This is a genomic window from Bradyrhizobium sp. STM 3843 (assembly GCF_000239815.1).
Taxonomy (GTDB): Bacteria; Pseudomonadota; Alphaproteobacteria; order Rhizobiales; family Xanthobacteraceae; genus Bradyrhizobium.
This window is the reverse complement of the sequence record NZ_CAFK01000299.1, coordinates 72,518-91,021: the sequence shown is the minus strand read 5'-3', so window position 1 is coordinate 91,021 and position 18,504 is coordinate 72,518. Positions and strand designations below refer to the sequence as shown.

The following is an 18,504-nucleotide window of genomic DNA, read 5'->3' as shown; positions in this document are numbered from 1 at the left end:
AGTTCCACCATGTCCAACGTCGTTCTTGAAAAGGTCAGTCGGAATTTCGGGGATTTCGCTGCTGTCAGCAACGTGGATCTCCGGGTGAACGAGGGAGAGTTCGTGACCTTGCTGGGTCCGTCCGGCTGCGGCAAGACGACGACGCTCCGCATGGTCGCAGGCCTCGAGCAGAACAGCGGCGGTCGCATCAGCATCGGCAATGACATCGTCAGTGATGCCGCACGCGGCATCTTCGTGCCGTCGGAACGGCGACGTCTCGGCATGGTCTTTCAGTCCTACGCGATCTGGCCGCACATGACCGTTTTCGAGAATGTCGCCTATCCTCTGCGTGTTCGGCGGCGGCCCAATGCCGAAATACAGCAGGCTGTCGCAAAGACCTTGCGCCTTGTCGAGATGGAAGGATTTGCGCAAAGGCCGGCACCGGCATTGTCGGGCGGACAACAGCAGCGGGTCGCAATCGCACGAGCGCTCGTCTTTGAGCCGAAAGTTCTCTTGCTCGATGAGCCCTTGAGCAATCTCGACACGAAGCTTCGTCTGCAGATGGGTGACGAGTTTCGAGCGATTCAAAAGCGGCTCGGCATGACAACGCTCTACGTGACGCACGATCAGTCAGAAGCCATGTCCCTGTCGGACAGGGTCGTTGTGATGGATCGCGGTCGTATCCAACAGATCGGTGCACCGGAGGAGATCTATCGGTTTCCCGCAAACCGCACCGTCGCGGCGTTCTTCGGGACACCAAACCTGCTGGACGCCCAAGTCACTGGCTGCTCGCGGATCAATGGCCGTCGCGTGCGGCTCGAGGTCGTGGGACGGGGCTGGCGCGGTCCATGTGAAGCCGCAAACGAGGTGCAGCCTGGACAATCCGTCACGGTCATGGTCCGTCCGGAAGACGCGCGCATTGCGTCAGCCAATGTGACCAACGCAGAGCAGGGGTTGAGATGGTTCGGCCGGGTGACGCATACGACGTTTCGCGGAGCGACCCGCTCGATCATCGTGCAGACCGAAACGGGAGAGTTCAATGTCGATGCGTCGGCCATCAACAATTACGCGATTGGTGACGATGTCACCGTTGTGGTTCCGCGGCAGGTAGCGTGGGCCGTCCCCAATCCGAACGAGCTGAAAAGTTGAACGACAAGGGACATCATAAGCGCCTCTCCTTGCGGCATGCGCGGATGGGGAGCGCTCGCGAGGTACCAAATTCGGCGTTTGCCGCAAGCTAATCCATGCCGGCGCCACTTGTCGCCGGAGCCCTCGAAGTTCGACGACACCAGCACTAGTTTGATCGAAGACGACCCGACGGGCGAATATCTCGACACTGAGCCGGGTCCTACAACGGCCTTCCGGCGCAGACTACTTCGGCGAATTCACCGGGCGATCGGCGCTGCGCGAACGCAGCCACTCGACCCCAGCCATCAAGGCGAGCGAAACGACGACCATGACTGTCGAGGCGGCAGCGATCACCGGCGTTAGGTTGTAGTCGATATCCTCGAACAGCTTTCGGGTGATGGTCTTGCCCTCGACACCGGAAATGAAGAAGGCGACGGTGGCCTCGTCGAATGACGCCAGGAAGGCGAAGACGGCGCCGGCCGCAACGCCGGGAGCGATGTTCGGCAGCACCACGTGCCAGAAGGCCTGCGTACGACTGGCTCCGCAGCTCAGGGCGGCAAGTTCGAGCGCCGGATCGAAGCGCTGCAGGGCCGCGGATATCGTCAGCACCACAAAAGGCACGGACAGCATCGTATTCGCGATCGCAAATCCCGCGAAATTGCCGGTCAGGCCGATCGGAGCGAAGACGAGATAGAGCGCCACCGCCAGGACGATGTGTGGAACGATGAGCGGAGCAAGTGTCAGCGCCTGCAGCGCGCGCGCCCCTGGAAGATTGCCTCGCACCAGAGCGAAGGAGGCCAGTGTTCCGATCACCGTCGCCCCGATTGCGGTCGCGAACGCGGTCTTCAGGCTGAACCAGGTCGCGCCCATCCAGTCCGGGTCCGAGAAATAAGCGTGGTACCATTTCAGCGTGAGGCCCTTCGGGGGAAACTGGATGTAGGAGGCTTCCCCCAGCGACATGGGCACAACGATAAGCGTCGGCAATAACAGGAAGGCCAGCACAAGACCGACGAAGCCGTTCAGCAACCACCGGCCGAGGTCCGGTGAAAGATGTCCACGACTGGGGGCCGGGACGGAGCGCAGCGCGCCAGCAGTGCCGGTTTCGGATATGGTCGACATCATCCGGCCTTTCCAAAGCTCAGCACGCGCCTGAACACGGCGACGAGGCCGAGCGTCACCGCGAGGAGCAGGCCCGCCAGCGCCCCAGCGAACGGCCAGTTCAACAGCTCGGTCGTCTGCTGGCCAATCAGCGTCGCGATCGTCAGGTTCTGCGGCCCGCCGACGAGCGCCGGCGTGACGTAGAAGCCCAGCGACAGGATGAACACCATGATCGCGCCTGCATAGACGCCGGGCAGGCTGAGCGGCAACGTGACCATCCTGAAGCTGGTCCACGGGCCGGCGCCGAGATTGCGCGCCGCCCGATCGAGCTCCGGCGGAATTGAGCGCAACGAGGAGAAGATCGGCAGGATCATGTAGGGCAGCAGCACATGCGTCATCGCAACGATGACCGCGCCTTCGGTGTAGATGAGCCGCAACGGCTGATCGATCAATCCCCAGTTCAGCAGTGCGCTGTTGATGATGCCCGTTCGCTGGAGCAGCACGATCCACGCGTAGGAACGCACCAGCACGCTTGTCCACAGTGGAATAAGGACGCAGGCTGCGATCAGCATCGCGCCGCGGCCTTGCTGCCTCGACATCACCAGCGCCACCGGATAGCCGAGGAGGAATGCCAGAACGGTAACGATGGCCGCGGTCTGCACAGTGCGCAGCAGGATGCGCAGGAAGATCGGTTCCTGAACGATGCGCAACCAATGTTCCGCCGTTAGGTTCGGAGCGAAGACGCTGCCTGCCAGCAGCTTCGCGACCGGCACCACGAAGGCGAAGCCGAGCAGCAGAACCAGGGGCAGCGCGAGAGCAAGCGAAGCGGGCCGGGAGAGCTGGCCTACAAGGGATCGGTCCGTCGCGGCAGTGGCATCGGCCATCGGTCAGCCCTCGGCCCCGAACACGCGAAGCGCGCCGGGCTCGAGTCGGAGGAATGCCATGCCGCGCGGCTCGTCCGCCGCAGCCAGCCTCGCGAACGGAAGCTGGACCTGAAGCTGCGTTCCGTCCGTCGTCCGCGCGACCAGAGTGCGGTGAGAGCCGAGAAATATCGAGGTCTCGACTTCGACAGGGATCGCGTCATCGCTCGCCTGCACCAGGGCGATGCTCTCTGGCCTTGCGGCGACGCGGACAGCCTGCCCACGGCCGAGCTCGCGACGCCCGCCGAGCTGGGAACGCGCGACGGAGACCCGCTGGCCGGAGACATCGATCTCGATCCGGCCATCGTTCAGGCCGGCGACGGTGCCCGAGAGGAAGTTCATCTTGCCGATGAAATCGGCCACGAAGCTGCTTTCCGGCTCGTGATAGAGCGCGACGGGACTGCCAAGCTGCTGGATGCGCCCCTTGTCCATGACTGCGATCCGGTCCGACATCGTCAGTGCCTCTTCCTGATCGTGCGTCACGTAGACGATCGTGACACCGAGGCTGGCGTGGAGGGTCTTGATCTCGATCTGCAGCTCTTCGCGGAGCTTCTTGTCGAGAGCGCCGAGCGGTTCGTCCATCAATAGGACCGGCGGCTGGAAGACCAGAGCGCGGGCGACCGCGACGCGCTGCTGCTGGCCGCCCGAGAGCTGGCTGGGCATGCGGCCGCCATAACCCTCCAGCCGTACGCGGGCGAGCGACTGCTCGACCAGCGGCTCGGATTCGGCCCTGCTCATGCCGCGCATCTTCAGAGGAAACGCCACGTTCTGCGCGACACTCATATGCGGGAAGAGGGCGTAGCGTTGGAATACCATGCCGATTCCGCGCTTGTCGGGTGGGACACGGGTGAGATCGCGCGCACCCAGCGAGACGGTGCCCGAGCTTGGCGTCTCGAAGCCCGCGAGCATCATCAGCAGGGTCGTCTTGCCGGAGCCCGAGGGGCCAAGCAAGGAAAGGAACTCACCCGCTTCGACCCGAAGGTCAACGTGATCGACACCGACGACCGAGCCGAACCGTTTGGACAGGCCGCTGATGGTGATCGCCTCGCCTTTCAGGGCCGCAGCGGACGGAGGCGGGTCCCAGTCTGCGCGACCGATGATCGATGTCTCGCTCATGTTTCTCCTTCGAACGCCTCATCCCGCTCTCGCGGGTCGCACCAGCCGTCAGGGTCGAATTTGATGTTTGGTGCATCATTTGTCAACTCCCTCGACGGCTGGTGCTCCGGCCGACTCAACGCTAATTGGTGCATCACGCAACAAGGAAAACCCCATGTCGGAGCACCTGCTCGCCAATGTTGTCACGCCGATCGCCCGGCAGTCGAACCTCGGTGAAATCACCTATGAGCGGCTCAAGGAGATCATCGTCGCGGGCTCCTTTCCGCCGAACGAGAAGCTCACGGTGAGGTCGGTCGCCGCCGCGCTGGGTGTCAGCACCACGCCGGCTCGCGACGCGATCAACCGGCTCCTGTCGGAAGGAGCTCTCGTCAACGAGGGTCCTAAGACGGTCGTGGTGCCCTCGTTGACGCTCGATGCTCTCGACGAGATTACCGCGACCCGGCTGGCGCTTGAAGGACTCGCTGCGGAGCGCTCGGTCCTCGCCGTTTCGGCTGCCGACATTGCCACTCTCCAGCGACTGCAGTCCGCGATCAATGCCGGCCTCGACGCCGCAGATTACCGCGAGGTTCTCCGAGCCAATCGCGAATTCCACTTCCTGATCTATCGGCTTTCGGGATGGCCCCGGCTCGTCGCGATGATCGAATCGCTGTGGCTGCGCGTCGGCCCCTCGCTGAACGAACTCTACCCGGATTTCGCACAGAACCGGCGGGGCGTCTCCAACCACATGGCGGCCATAAAAGGATTGCGAGCAAGGGATGGTGGGAAGGTTCGCTCCGCGATGGAGCAGGACATCCGCGACGGCTATTCCCGGCTCAAAGCCATGATCGAAGCCCGACGCTAGGTAGCCGTTGCAAGGGCCAAGTCTGGGCTTTCCTCAAAATTTTGTTGCATCAAACACCATAATAGGCTTTATGGTTGCGGAGGTTTGGCGATTTTTGCGAACTGAGATGGGTGCGGATGACGGGGACAGAAGGTCACAACTCCATTGGGCGGGCGTCCCGCGAAGCGTTCGAGCGTTCCCGGCGAGTCTTTGTCGACGGCACAACTCGGGTCACGATCGAGCGCGATCCAATTCCCCGCTACGCTGCGCGCGGTGCAGGCGCCTATCTCTTCGACCTCGATGGTCGCCGCTTCCTGGATCTCAATGGCAACTTCACCACCCTGATCCACGGCCACGGCTTCGCGCCCGTCATTAGTGCCGTGACGAGCCAGCTCCGTTCCGGAACCTGCTTCGCCAACCCGACCCTTGCTGAAATCGACCTCGCCGAGCTGATCTGCGGGCGCGTTCCGGGCGTCGAGACGATCCGCTTCGTGAACACCGGCTCCGAAGCGGTCATGTTCGCGATCAAGGCCGCGCGCGCCTTCACCGGCCGCGCGTCGATCGCCAAGATCGAAGGCGCCTATCACGGTGCTTATGACTGGGTGGAGGTCAGCCAGGCGAGCACTCCGGACGACTGGGGACCGGAGAGCGATCCGGCTAGCGTGCCCTACTATCGGGGCATGCCGGCTTCCGTGCTGGATGAGGTCGTGCCGCTGCGCTTTAACGACGCTGCGCGGGTCGAACAGCGGATCGCCGAGCACGCCGACCGGCTGGCGGCGATCGTAGTCGATCCGATGCCGAGCCGCGCCGGCCTGATCGCGCCGACGCCGGAGTTCGTCGCCGCGATCCAACGAGCGGCGGCGCGCCACGGAATCGTGCTCATCGCCGACGAGGTGCTGAGCTTTCGACAGGGGTTCGAGGGCGCGTCGGCCCGTTACGGCCTGAAACCCGACCTCTTCACCTTCGGCAAGATCATCGGCGGTGGGCTGCCGATCGGCGCGATCGCCGGCCATCGCGAGGTGATGAAGGTGTTCGACGCTTCCGGCGGCAGGCCTCTGCTTCCGCAGGGTGGCACCTTCTCGGCCAACCCGCTCTCCATGGTCGCCGGCCTCGCCTCGATGACGGCACTCGATCAAGCGGCGTTCGACCATCTGGAAACGCTCGGCGATCGGCTGCGGACTCAACTCGGAAGCGTGATCGCTCGGCATCGGGCTCCATTCTCCGTTTCCGGAGTGGCATCGCTCTTTCGGATTCATCCCAAGGCGACCCTCCCGCGTGACTTCCGCGAAGCGACCCCGAGCGCCGCCGAGGCCCACGTCATGAAGGAGCTCACCCGTTCATTTGCCGAGGCCGGCATCGTCCTTCCTGTTGGGGCAGCGGCATGTCTCTCGACTCCTATGACGACCGGCGACATCGACCTGGTCGCGTCCGCGTTCAACGATTTCCTCGCCACCCGAACCGACCTGATCGAAAGCCTCGCAGCATGAAGCCCAGCCAAACCGTCGCGCAGGCGATCGCCCGCGCTTTGCAACGCCACGGGGTGGAGGTGATCTTCGGCCAGAGCCTGCCGTCTGCCGTCATCCTTGCCGCCGAGGCCATCGGCATCCGCCAGATCGCTTATCGCCAGGAGAACATGGGCGGTGCCATGGCCGACGGTTATGCTCGTGTCTCCGGCCGCGTCTCGGTTGTGGCGGCCCAGAACGGGACGGCCGCGACGCTGCTCGTGCCGCCTCTCGCCGAGGCGCTGAAGGCGAGTATCCCGATCGTCGCGCTTGTTCAGGAGGTCGAACGCCACCAGGTCGACAAGAACGCTTTCCAGGAACTCGATCACATTGCCCTGTTCGCCTCCTGCGCGAAATGGACTCGCAGGCTACCCGGCGCAGACCGCGTTGACGACTACGTGGATGCAGCCTTCGTCGCCGCCGCGAGCGGCCGGCCCGGCCCCGCAGTGCTGCTGCTGCCCGCCGACCTACTGCGCGAGCTGGCGACCGCGCCGGCGGTCGCGCGCAAAGCTAGCTATGGCGTCTTCCCACTCGATCGGACCCGTCCCGCACAGGCTGATATCGAGGTTGTCGCCGGGATGATCGCCGGAGCTTCCAATCCCGTGGTCATGGCAGGCGGAGGCGCGCTGTCGCGGGATGCTCCGGCAGCGCTGGCCCGTCTCCAGGATGTCGCCGCACTGCCTGTCTTCACCACCAACATGGGCAAGGGAGCCGTCGACGAGCATCATCCGCTGTCCTGCGGTGTTCTCGGCGCGCTGGTCGGCCCAACTTCGCTCGGCCGCCATAGTCGCACTCTGCTCGCCCAATCAGACCTGATCCTGCAGGTCGGCACACGCAACAACCAGAACGGCACGGATAGCTGGCGGCTCATTCCCCCGAGCGCGCGTGTAGTCCAGATCGACCTCGATCCGCAGGAGATCGGGCGCAACTACGAGGCCATGCGTCTCGTGGGGGAAGCCGTTGAGACGCTGAATGCGCTGGTTGATGCGCTGGGGAAACAAGATTTGACCAAGCGCATCATGGCGCGAAGCGGCCTTGAAGCACGAATCGCCGATGCCTGGCGGCGCTTTGACGCCGCGCGCACTCCGCTGGTTCAGCACAATACGAGCCCGATCCGGCCCGAGCGCGTCATGGCGGAATTGCAAACCCTGCTGACGCCCGACACCATCGTCGTTGCTGACGCAAGTTATTCCTCGATGTGGATCGTCGGCCAGTTGCGCGGGCTCGCCCCAGGCATGCGTTTCTTGACGCCGCGAGGCTTGGCGGGGCTTGGCTGGGGACTGCCGCTCGCAATCGGCGCCAAGGTGGCGCAACCTACGGCCCCGGTCGTTGCGCTCGTCGGCGATGGCGGTTTCGCCCACGCCTGGGCTGAGCTTGAGACCATGGTCCGCATGGGCATCCCGATCACCGTCATCGTTCTGAACAACGGTGTCCTGGGCCACCAGAGGGACGCCGAAACCGTGAAGTTCGGCGCCTTCACCACTGCCTGCCATTTCGCCGTCGTCGACCATGCTGCGATTGCCCGCGCCTGCGGCTGCGGCGGAATCCGTGTGGAGACGCCTGCCGAGATCCTGCCGAGCCTGCGCGAGGCGCTGCGGGGCGATCGTCCGACCCTGATCGAGGTGGTGACTGATCCCGGTGCCCATCCGGCGATCTCCCTTTACGACGGCACGCTCGACAAGCCAGCGCCAGCCGAGGCGGAGCTCGTCTGATGGCTGTCTTGCGGCCCGTTGCGGTCATTTCGGGCGACAGCTCCGGCCGGGCTCTTCGCTATCGGCGGCGGCATCGCGGGCCGGTTACCGATCGTCCTTCAACCAACGCAGAAGAGGGAAACTTCAGGATGACTGGGATCCAGAAGCGCCGTTGCGCGCGACATTTCATCGGCCTGGGCATCGTCGCAAGCATCGCCCGACAGATGGGGCTCGCGCTTGTGCTCGTGTCGGCTGCCGCCGCGCAATCGGGTGAGGTGGTGGTTGCCACAACCGGCGGCGCCTACGATCGCGCCTTGAAGGAGATCTGGTTCGCGCCCTTCACCGAGGCAACCGGGATCAAGGTCGGCACGGTGACTGCGACGGACGCCGAGCAACGCACGCGCGCTCAGGCCATGGCAAGCGCCGGGCGGGTGACTTGGGACGTCATCAACAACGTCGACATCATCGCGGAGTCCGCGCAAAATCGTGCCTTCACACGCGACCTCACCGCTTTCTGCAGGCAGTTCGAAGCCCGCAAGGATCTGGTCGAGAAAAGCTGTAATCCCGCTGGCGTGCGCATCTCGTTCAATGCCACCCTGCTGGGCTTCAACACTCAGCGCTTCACGAATGGCGGGCCGAAGACCTGGGCCGATTTCTGGGATACTGCTCGTTTTCCCGGGCCCCGCGCACTCCCGAGCTTCAATGACCCGTGGCGCGTCTTCGCCGCGGCGCTGCTGGCCGATGGCGTGCCGGCGGACAAGTTGTTTCCTCTCGACATCGACCGCGCACTCAAGAAGCTCGACGCCATCAAGCCGCAGATCCAGCTCTGGTGGCGCACCGGCGACCAGAGCCAGCAGGGCTTCCGCAACGCCGAGTACGTGATGGGCATGATCTGGGGCACGCGTGCGTCCGCGCTTCGAGCGGAAGGGCAGCCCGTCGGCACCTCCTATGACGGCGCTTTCTTGCTGGCCGACACCATGCAGATCCTGCGCGACGGTCCTAACTCGGCCGGAGCCGAAGCTCTGTTGAAATTCTATCTGGATCAACCGGAGGTGCAGGCGAAGCTAGCCGAGCGGCTCAACGTCACGCCGCCCAGCCTGGAAGCCATCGCTAAGATGAGTGAGGCGGCGCGCGCGAATATCCCGAACTCGCCGGAAGCCTTCAAGGGCATCGTCAAGCATGACTCTGCCTGGATCGCTGCGAACCAGGCCAGAATGCTCGAAGCCTGGAACGCCTGGATCCAGCAGTGACGCTGGCGTCGGGTCGGGCTTCCCGACCCGGCTTCGGCTTTCGTCAGATACGCCCAGCAGGCATATCAGAGTTCGATCGCCCGAGCCCTCGCCAACGCGCGCGACACGGCTTGCTGTTCCAACAACCGGACAGCTCATCGTGAAAGGGCATCGCTCATGGTAGGCCACGCGCGTCGAGCTGGCCGATGAGCTGACGCAGTCGTCCATGGAGATCGACACTCGTTCCGTCCAAATCAAAGACTGACGCCGGATTTCCCGGCTGTCCGATTACGGCAGCGCGCGGGCAATGCCCCGCTTCGCAGAGAAGTGCTCTGAACCTTTCGCTTGTGGATCTGAGATCCGGCGCATCGCTCGATGACCAGGCGAGCACGATCGGGATTTTGATATTGGATAGCCCGCGCTCGATCGAACGGTCGGACTCGCGGAAGGCCGGCGACACCAATATTAGACCCGCAATGTCCGCGCCCTTTAGTTGAAATTCCTTATCGATCACGATGCTCAATAAACGGGACGCGCTGGGCCCGCAACCGACCGGGACGATCTCCGAGACATTGGCCGCGAATAAATCGGCATTCTCGGTCAACCAAGATATGGCGGCAGCGATATCCTTTGTGCCCTCGGACCATTCCTTTTCGTTCTCGCGGTAATAAACTTGAACGGCAACTAGACCGTGCGCAGCGGCGAAGCACATAGCCGAGCGGATAACGTCGGTTGACAGCGACAATTGTTCCTCCGCTGCGGCGCGAAAGAACACAACCACCGGCCGTCTGGCGTCCGGCGGGGCCGGCGCGGTCGCGACGTCAAGGACAGTCGAAGCGTCGTCCTTATATCTTAGCGCCCGCGTGAACGTAATCTCGGTCGGGCAGGAACGATCAATCTGTCCGCCGCCTGTCCCCCGCGGGGCGACGCCATCTGGTGTGGTCTCCGACGACGTTGGGTTGTAAGACAGACCAGCCGAAAGGAAGCTCAGTCCGTCCGGGACAGGAAGATGCGTAACATTGGAAATCAATGTCGTCAGCATGATAACGGCCGAGCTTTTCATCATGGTCGACCTTTCAGAGTGGTTGAGCCGAGAATCTCGACAGCAGAGAAAAATATAGGAGCATCTGCCGACTAAGACAGAGAGCCGGCAATGCAAGCCGATCGTTCTGAGGGGAACTCCGGCAGAGCTTTATCTAGCGGAGCCGCGTCCGTTATGTTCAGTAGTGACAGTTCCTCGTTAGCAACTGCGGCAATTGATCCGACGTCGCGGCTTTAGCGAACGAAAGAACATAAAGAGCTGCTAAGTGGTGTGATTCACCGGCATGAAAAGCTTGAACTGCGAGGCAGGTGGTGCACTGATTAGGCGATGTCATCACGGTCCGCGAGGTCAAGCTGCTCATCAAGGCTGCGCGAGCTGATAAGCAGCGACAAATCAAAGGCAGCACAGGCTCCAATGACTCCTTATTGTCGCGAGCGCGGCTCAGCCGCGATATCGATGTTCCTTTCCGGCCTGCATCGCCGCCGACCCTAGTCCTTACCGATTCTAGTCCTTGGTGACCGACAAGAAGATGCTGGGATCGAAATATTGTGCCGCTGGTACGGGATTGGCGATCTTGGTCACCCGTGCGTAGAAATCGGTGACTTGCTGCAGCCATTCGACAATGGTGCCGTTGCTGTAGAGCCGGCGCCAGACCGCGGTCGGAAATACGCGCATTGCGCCAAACTGCTCCTTGATGTCGCGCAGCGGAACCTGCGGATAGTATTTGTCGTGCAGGATGCCGAGCGCCTCGTTGGTGCGTGCCATCAGCATATCATTGGCTTCGATCCAGGCCCGGACGACGCGCGCGAGCACGGGCTTGTTGGCCGCGTAGTACGTGTTCGAGGCCGCCCAGCCGTCGACCACTGCGGCGCTCGGATAGAACACGCCCGCATCGAGCAGCATTTTGGCCTGCGGCACCTTCTCGCGCACGGCGATGTTGAAAGGTACCCATAGCGCGACGGCGGGCACATTGCCCGTGATGAACGCGTCCACCGCCTGGGGCATCGGCATGCCCGCGAGATCGATGTCGGCCGCCGTCATCTTGTTCTCGCGTAGCGCGTTGTCGAGGAACACATGGGCAGTCGTGCCGGCTGTGGTGGCGACCCGCTTGCCGCGTAAATCTGCGAACTGCCGCACGCCCATGTCTTCGCGCACCCAGAGCTGGGCTGTGGCGTATTCGATTGAGTTGGCCAAAAACATCTTGCCCTGTCCACGTGCAGGAAAATTCGAGACCACCGCACCGGTCGCAAGCATGTCGATGTCGCCAGCCCCCATCGCGTTGAACAACTCGATGCCGGTCTTGTACTCCTTGAACTGCGGATCGAGCCCGTTGCGCGCCCAGGCGCCGAGATGGTCGGCGAGCCAGATCTGCTCATCCACGGCGACCGTATGAAGATAGCCGATGCGCAACTTCGTCTTCGCCATTGGAGCCGCGACCGCCGGTGCGGCGATTGCAGACGTCGCCGCTGCGGCAGATGCAGACACAATGAATTCGCGCCGGTCCATCATCACTTTCCTCCCCAGCGCCCATGATGGGGCGCAGCAATCACAGTGATCTTTTCGGCGCGCAACCAAGATCCTCTCATCGTGCAGAGCGATGCACGCATGCGTGCATTTTACCTGGAGCGGCCGCGCCACATCAAAGCAGCGAGAGTTTGGCAAAAAAGCGAGTTTCGACCGCACGCATCAAATGACGAACTACGATTTCTGAAAAACAGCATTTGTGCGATTCTTCATTGTTCGACCAGAGGGCGAGCGAAAAAAAGCCTTAAACCGAACACAGGGTTGCAACCAGAGTTCAGCCTGCGCGGGATGTTCGCCAATTCCCGCCATCGGGAACATAATGATGATGCTCCAATGGGACAGGCATGCTCTTCCGCCTTGCAGGGAGCTCACCATAAAACAATCCAAGATTGTGTGGCTGGCGCGAATGCTCGCGCTCGTCCTGGTAGTTGCGGCTGGGCCGCTTGTTCTTGCTCAGAAGGTTGCCGAGCGCACGCCCATGGTGCTGACGCCGGACCGTCCGGCCGCCTTGCCAGGCCGGTTGGAAGATCAGTGGAAGGCAAAGCTGAACGCCAACACCGTGACCATCATCGCAGGCAGCCCCGAAGAGACCTCGCTCGATGTCGCGCATGATCTTGCGGTGGTCCTCAACGGCGACGACCTCAGGGTGTTGCCGATCGTAGGTCTGGGCGGCGCTCAGAACATCCGGGACGTACTCTATCTGCGCGGTGTCGACGTCGGCATTACCTCGACCCAGATGCTGCGATATTTTGCCTCGACCGGCGAACTCACGGCGGACCTCGATCAGCGGTTGAACTACATCACTCGGCTTTATCCCGAAGAAATGCACGTGATTGCCAGTCGCAACATCAAGTCGCTTCAGGACCTCGCCGGCAAGAAGGTCAATTTTTCCGAGGCGGGATCAAGCACTCAGATCACGTCGCGGGACGTCTTCGGGCTGCTGTCGGTCGACGTGCAGGAAGTGAACATGAATCAGTCGGATGCGATCGTCGCCGTGAAGAACGGAGAGATCGCGGCGACGGTCTTCTTCTCCGGCAAGCCGTCAGGGGCGCTCTCGCACGTGGCTGCGAGCGACAACCTGCATCTGCTGGAGATCCCCTATACCCGGACGCTGGAGAACGTCTATCTGCCGGCTCAGCTTGAACACGCGCTGTATCCGAACCTGGTCGATGACGGGCAGTCGATTCAGACGATTGCGATCGATTCGGTGCTGATCACCAATAACTGGCAGCCGTCGAGCGAGCGCTATCGTCGGGTAGCCAAATTCGTCGAAAACCTGTTCGCGCATTTCGCCGACCTCCAGAAGCAGCCCCGACATCCGAAGTGGAAGGAGGTCGACTTCTCCAGAGAACTGCCGGGCTGGCAGCGTTTCCCGGCTGCACGGGAGTTGCTGCAGCAGGCCAAATTCGATCAGTTCCTCGCAATGCGGCAGGGAGGGCCTCAGGCCACACCGGCGGACAAGCAGCGCCTGTTCAAGGAGTTTCTCGAATGGTCTCAGACCGAGGCCAAGAAACATTAGGCGCTGTGTTGTGACCTCCGTGAAAACCGCCCTCGCCAGCTTCGATCGGGTCTCGCTCGATTTCGATACGCCCAACGGTCCTATGACCGTCGTGGAAGATGTCAGCTATGACATCCACGGCGGGGACTTTGTCGCGGTGATCGGCCCATCCGGCTGCGGGAAGACGACGATGATGAGCATGCTGGCTGGATTCCAGAAGCCTACCAGCGGTGCCCTCACCTTTGAGGGCCGGCCGATCACAGGGCCAGGCTCTGAACGCGGCGTCATCTTCCAGGAATATGGGGTCTATCCGTGGCTGACAGTCCGAGACAATATTGCCTTCGGGTTGGGGCTGAAGGCCAACCGCGTCCCGGGCAAAGAGTGCGACGAGATCTGCGAACATTATCTCTCGCTGATGGGCCTTTCGGATTTCGCCAATTCGTACCCCAAGCATCTCTCTGGTGGCATGCGCCAGCGGCTCGCAATCGCGAGAGCCTATGCGGTCAAGCCGAAATTCCTTCTCATGGACGAGCCGTTCGGGGCGCTTGACGCGCAGACCCGTGCGAACATGCAGAACATGTTGCTGGGTGTCCTCGCCGCGGAGGAGAAGACGGTGATGCTCATCACGCACTCCGTCGAGGAGGCGATCTACCTGGCTTCGCGTATCGTCGTCGTGACGGCGCGGCCGGCAAGGATCAGGGAGATCATCGACGTCAAGATCCCCTATCCGCGTAGCGAGGCGATCCAGGAATACCCGGAATTCGGCGAATTGCGCAAATATGTGCGCGGTTTGGTGATGAGAGAATATCGGGCGCAGCAGGTCCAGAACCGGCCGGCGTCGTTCTCCGAATAAGCAGAAAGTGCGTCGCCAAGATGAGTCATCGTCAAGAGTATAAATCCGGTCATGATGCTCCGATTGCATCGGTACGGATGAACGGACATGGGGTTGCGCCTCGGCGAGGAAACGCGACCGGAGGGCCGTCGACGGCATGAGCAAGTTCGCCGGGAAAAGGTGCCCGGCGTAACCAAATGATGGCCGACGTCGCTACAGAATCGAGAGCGAGTAGGGGGTTCAGCGTGAATGACATCAAGCAGAATCACGATCCCAACAGCCTTGCCTACTATGCGCCACCGGGATCGGACGCCAGAGGCGCATCGATAGCGCCTCGTCAAGACGATGGCGTGTCACCGCTGCGCCGGGCGGATGAGCCGGCGCCGCACCTGCGCGTCGTGGAGACCAAGGAAACGCGCGCTGGCGACACGTCCGATGCCTTTAGCGCCGCCGTTGCCGCGGCGATGCGGCAGCAGATGGAAGCCGAAGAGCTGAACGCATCCATGCTGCAGCGAGGTAAATCGGGCTCCAGCCTGGCGACATTTGCGATCGCGATCATCGGCGCAGCCGCGACCGCGCTGACCTATGTCGTTCTGTTTCCGCAGGCGCAGTCGACGTTCGAAGAGCACGGTTGGGCCCCAGCGCGGCTTTTCACGGCTGCGCCGCGCCGCCCGGCGCCGACATTGGTCGTTCGCAATCAAAGCGGAGCGATCAACGAGCCGCTCGAGCTCGGGGTCGCCATCGACAAGGCCGAGCCGGGGTCGACCGTCACCGTCAAAGGTCTGCCGATCGGCACGCGGCTTACATCCGGCACACAGACGAGCCTGGGCGAGTGGCGCGTCCCGGCGGAGGCCGCCACAGATGTCGTCGTGACGCCGCCGGCCGACTTTGCAGGCGAGGTCAAGCTCCTGGCCGAGTTGCGGGGCGCAGACGGGACCGTCTTGGTCTCGGCCGTGGTCCAATTGGGTTGGAAAGCGCCTCCTCCTCCCCCTGCGCCGATTGTCGCCGCCTCGGCGCCTGAGCCCGCCGCGCCTTCGGCCGCTGCGCCGCCGGAGCCCGCCGCAGCAGCGCCAGCGCCCGTGGAAGTCGCGAGAGATCTCACCGCCAATGAGGTTGGCAGCCTGATCCGGCGCGCACAGGAAATGCTCGCGACCGGTGACGTAAAGGGCGCGCGTGTTCTCCTGCTTCGGGCCGCCGATGCGCATGATCCACGCGCTGCTTATGTCCTGGCGAAGACCTACGACCCGATCCTATCGCGGCAATCCGGCGCCGCCGACGCTGGCCCCGACTTGGCACAGTCCCGGACGTGGTATCAGCGGGCACGGGAGTGGGGGGCGCCGGAAGCGCAGCGCCAGCTCGATGCGCTTGCGACCACCTATGGACGCTGAGACGAGTGATCTTCGAGGCGTCCGCTCTCAAGCTCGAATCGCAAGCTTCGGGTGGATTTAGGCTGGCGCCCGGTGGTCCTGCATCAATGCAGCGCCCCGCTCGCCGATCATCAGACTGGCTGCGTTGGTGTTGGCCGATGTGATCAGTGGCATCACCGAAGCATCCACCACACGGAGGCGGTCGGCACCGCGGACGCGCAATTGCGGGTCGAGGACGGCGCGCTCGTCGCTACCCATGCGGCAGGTGCCGCAGCAATGGAACACGGTGCCCCCGGTGGTTCGCGCGAACTCCCACAGCGCTTCCGGACTGGTCGCGGCATCACCCGGCGCGATTTCGACATCCCAGAGCTGACGAAACGAGGTCTGCCGGAAGATGTCGCGCAGCATCCGCATGCCGCTGCCGATGGTCTTGCGGTCGAGTTCGGCGGCGAAATAGTTCGGCTCGATGCGCGGTTGGTCGAGAGGATCGGTCGACCTGATCGCAAGCCGGCCGCGTGACTGCGCGTGGCATTGCCAGACCGAAGCCGTGAAGCCTGAGAAGCGGTGCAGCGGATCTCCGGGCTTGTCGACCGACAGCGGCATCACGTTGAACTGCACGTCGGGCCGGCCGCCCACCGCATGTTCAGTGCAAGCGGCGCCGCCGACCTGTCCTGCTCCGACGGTCAGCGGGCCGCTGCCGCTGATCGCCCATTGCAGGCCCATGCGTGCAAGGTGGAATGGGTTGCGGACCTGGTCGTTGAGCGAGACCGGCCGCTTCAGCCGCACGATAATGCGCGCTTGATAGTGATCCTGCAGGTTCGCACCCACCTCGGGGGAATCCGCGATCACGGGAATTCCCATGCTGCGCAATAACTCGGCTGGCCCGACGCCTGACAGCTGCAATATCTGCGGCGATTGCAGCGCTCCGCCCGACAGCACCACCTCGCGATCCGCCGTTGCGCTCAGGCGCTGACCTCCCTCGATCCATTCGACGCCGACCGCGACCTGGCCAGCAAACAGCACGCGGGTAACATGGGCTCCCGTGATGATGGTGAGGTTCTTGCGACCGGCGATCGGACGCAGGAAGGCTGATGCTGCGCTGGTGCGCCAACGGGAGCCGATCCCGAGTTGATAGGTACCGACTCCGAAGGTTGTCTCGCCATTGAAGTCCGGATTGTGCGGCAGGCCGAACTCCACGCCGGCCTTCACCCAGGCCGAGGAGGCCGGATTATTGTTGCGCAGATCGGAGACGTCGAAGTCGCCCAGCCCACCATGATACTGGCTTTCGCCGCCGCGGTAGCGCTCGTAACGACGGAAGTACGGCAGCAGTTCACGATAGTTCCAACCTTTCGCACCCAGGCGCTCCCAGTCGTCGAAGCCATCCTTCTGGCCACGAATGAAGATCAGGCCGTTGATTGACGAGGAGCCGCCGATCACGCGGCCTCGCGGCCACACGATCGCGCGGTTGCCAGTGGTCTCGTCCGGCTCGGTCACGAACAGGCGGGAGAATCTCTGATTGTAGATGGTGCGATAGTAGCCGACGGGAAGCCTGAGCCAGAGATTGCGATCCGATCCTCCGGCCTCGAGCAGCAGCACCCGGCACGCCGGATCAGCCGACAGGCGGTTCGCAACAAGACAGCCAGCCGAGCCCGCGCCGACGATGATGTAGTCATAGCCTTGAGCCATCATGGGCCTTCCGTCGTGCATAAGATCTATCGGACATCATGGCCGGCCTCACGCATCTCACAACGATCGAGCTGCAACGAGGCTCATGGATGCACGGTTTGGCCAGCATCGAACAGCTTTTTCTGCCGAGCGACGGCGATTTTGAATACGAGGGTTGCAGGGTCGTTTCGCTCTGGTACGCCAATGCGCGATCGTTGAATGATCGAACCATCTCGACTATCACGTCGAGCAGAGCAACCGTGCGGCGGGAAAGATGGCATGGCAAAGCGCGGACAGGTTCTGAGGCAATTGTCGCTTCGGGCGGCACCCTGGATCGGCGCGGTTGTGCTGTGGTACGGGATACACGCGAGCGGTCTCGTAAGTGCCTCGCTGGTCCCGGCTCCGCATCAGGTCGGCGCAAAATTTGTCGAACTGTTGCGCAAAGAGGGGCTGTTGTTCGACATCTACGTATCAACGCGGCGCGTTTTTATTGGCGTTGCGCTCGGTATTCTCGCCGCTGTTCCCGCCGGATTTCTGCTCGGCTGGTACAAGTCGGCTCACGCGCTCGCAAATCCCATGATCAACTTCTTTCGTGCGCTGCCGCCAATCGCCTTGATTCCGCTGGTGATCGTCTATTTCGGCGTCGATGAAGTCGCCAAGCTGGTGATCCTATTCTACGCTGCCTTCTTCTCAGGCGTGATCGTGATGTACGAAGGCGTGTCCCAGATCACGCCACTCTACATTCGGGTCGCACAAACCCTGGGTGCGAGCGAATGGGAAATCTTCCGCAAGGTCATCATCCCGTTGACCTTGCCGCATATCCTGACCGCGCTCCGGGTTGCCCTCGGGGTTGCGTGGGCCACCCTGGTCGCCGCGGAGCTGATCGCGGCGCAACGCGGCCTCGGCGCCCTGATCCAAAATGCCGCAGCCTATTTCCTTCTCGACGTGATCTACGTCGGCATCATCTGCATCGGAGTGGTAGCGCTGATCATGGATACGATCTTGCGGCGGATCACTGCGCGGCTTCTGGCTTGGCAGGAGCGCGCGAGTCCATTGCGATAGCCGATGGGGCGGTCCACCGGACCGCACCTGA

The 18,504-nt window shown here is 62.7% G+C and carries 15 protein-coding genes; 9 read left to right on the top strand and 6 right to left on the bottom strand.

The window, feature by feature from the left end; genetic code table 11:
• Nucleotides 1-9: 9 nt before the first annotated feature.
• Complete coding sequence (locus BRAS3843_RS30765; RefSeq protein WP_008973077.1) at nt 10-1,128, top strand: ABC transporter ATP-binding protein; 1,119 nt, start codon at nt 10-12, stop codon at nt 1,126-1,128.
• 222 nt (nt 1,129-1,350) lie between these two features.
• Here BRAS3843_RS30765 and BRAS3843_RS30760 read toward each other — a convergent pair whose 3' ends face one another.
• From BRAS3843_RS30760 to BRAS3843_RS30750, 3 genes are read right to left on the bottom strand one after another with little or no spacing between them, the layout of a single operon-like run.
• Entirely contained in the window at nt 1,351-2,226 is an 876-nt protein-coding gene (locus BRAS3843_RS30760) for an ABC transporter permease (RefSeq protein ID WP_035983415.1), read from the bottom strand.
• Entirely contained in the window at nt 2,226-3,089 is an 864-nt protein-coding gene (locus tag BRAS3843_RS30755; RefSeq protein ID WP_008973075.1) for an ABC transporter permease, read from the bottom strand. The genes BRAS3843_RS30760 and BRAS3843_RS30755 overlap by 1 nt, the downstream gene beginning before the upstream one ends.
• 3 nt (nt 3,090-3,092) lie before the next feature.
• Nucleotides 3,093-4,241, bottom strand: a complete 1,149-nt coding sequence (locus tag BRAS3843_RS30750; protein WP_008973074.1) for an ABC transporter ATP-binding protein — start codon at nt 4,239-4,241, stop codon at nt 3,093-3,095.
• A 154-nt stretch (nt 4,242-4,395) separates the two neighbouring features.
• Here BRAS3843_RS30750 and BRAS3843_RS30745 point away from each other — a divergent pair, with 154 nt between their 5' ends.
• The 4 genes from BRAS3843_RS30745 (at nt 4,396) to BRAS3843_RS30730 (ending at nt 9,504) form a co-directional block, all read left to right on the top strand.
• Nucleotides 4,396-5,082 (top strand): GntR family transcriptional regulator, encoded by a 687-nt coding sequence (locus BRAS3843_RS30745; protein ID WP_008973073.1) that lies wholly within the window; start codon nt 4,396-4,398, stop codon nt 5,080-5,082.
• A gap of 116 nt (nt 5,083-5,198) precedes the next feature.
• Nucleotides 5,199-6,548 (top strand): aspartate aminotransferase family protein, encoded by a 1,350-nt coding sequence (locus tag BRAS3843_RS30740; protein ID WP_008973072.1) that lies wholly within the window; start codon nt 5,199-5,201, stop codon nt 6,546-6,548.
• A complete protein-coding gene (locus tag BRAS3843_RS30735; protein WP_008973071.1) occupies nt 6,545-8,275 on the top strand; it encodes an acetolactate synthase catalytic subunit in 1,731 nt (576 codons plus the stop codon). The genes BRAS3843_RS30740 and BRAS3843_RS30735 overlap by 4 nt, the downstream gene beginning before the upstream one ends.
• Nucleotides 8,276-8,283: 8 nt before the next feature.
• Nucleotides 8,284-9,504: an ABC transporter substrate-binding protein gene (locus BRAS3843_RS30730; RefSeq protein ID WP_244425512.1), complete on the top strand. Its 1,221-nt coding sequence runs from the start codon at nt 8,284-8,286 to the stop codon at nt 9,502-9,504.
• 154 nt (nt 9,505-9,658) lie between these two features.
• On the opposite strand, the gene BRAS3843_RS30725 is transcribed toward BRAS3843_RS30730, so the two are convergent.
• Both BRAS3843_RS30725 and BRAS3843_RS30720 read right to left on the bottom strand, forming a co-directional pair.
• Nucleotides 9,659-10,549, bottom strand: coding sequence for a hypothetical protein (locus BRAS3843_RS30725; protein WP_008973069.1), 891 nt, complete (start codon nt 10,547-10,549; stop codon nt 9,659-9,661).
• Nucleotides 10,550-11,029: 480 nt separating this feature from the next.
• Complete coding sequence (locus tag BRAS3843_RS30720; protein WP_035983412.1) at nt 11,030-12,031, bottom strand: ABC transporter substrate-binding protein; 1,002 nt, start codon at nt 12,029-12,031, stop codon at nt 11,030-11,032.
• Nucleotides 12,032-12,455: 424 nt separating this feature from the next.
• Here BRAS3843_RS30720 and BRAS3843_RS30715 point away from each other — a divergent pair, with 424 nt between their 5' ends.
• From BRAS3843_RS30715 to BRAS3843_RS30705, 3 genes are all read left to right on the top strand, one after another.
• A complete protein-coding gene (locus tag BRAS3843_RS30715) occupies nt 12,456-13,568 on the top strand; it encodes a TAXI family TRAP transporter solute-binding subunit (protein WP_139025017.1) in 1,113 nt (370 codons plus the stop codon).
• Between the two features lie 19 nt (nt 13,569-13,587).
• Nucleotides 13,588-14,400: an ABC transporter ATP-binding protein gene (locus BRAS3843_RS30710; RefSeq protein ID WP_347379595.1), complete on the top strand. Its 813-nt coding sequence runs from the start codon at nt 13,588-13,590 to the stop codon at nt 14,398-14,400.
• Between the two features lie 224 nt (nt 14,401-14,624).
• Nucleotides 14,625-15,767: a hypothetical protein gene (locus BRAS3843_RS30705; protein ID WP_008973065.1), complete on the top strand. Its 1,143-nt coding sequence runs from the start codon at nt 14,625-14,627 to the stop codon at nt 15,765-15,767.
• Nucleotides 15,768-15,824: 57 nt separating this feature from the next.
• On the opposite strand, the gene BRAS3843_RS30700 is transcribed toward BRAS3843_RS30705, so the two are convergent.
• Nucleotides 15,825-17,432, bottom strand: a complete 1,608-nt coding sequence (locus tag BRAS3843_RS30700; RefSeq protein ID WP_347379594.1) for a GMC family oxidoreductase N-terminal domain-containing protein — start codon at nt 17,430-17,432, stop codon at nt 15,825-15,827.
• A 258-nt stretch (nt 17,433-17,690) separates the two neighbouring features.
• Between BRAS3843_RS30700 and BRAS3843_RS30695 the strand changes: the two genes are divergently transcribed.
• Nucleotides 17,691-18,473, top strand: coding sequence for an ABC transporter permease (locus BRAS3843_RS30695; RefSeq protein WP_008973063.1), 783 nt, complete (start codon nt 17,691-17,693; stop codon nt 18,471-18,473).
• The last annotated feature ends 31 nt before the right edge of the window (nt 18,474-18,504 follow it).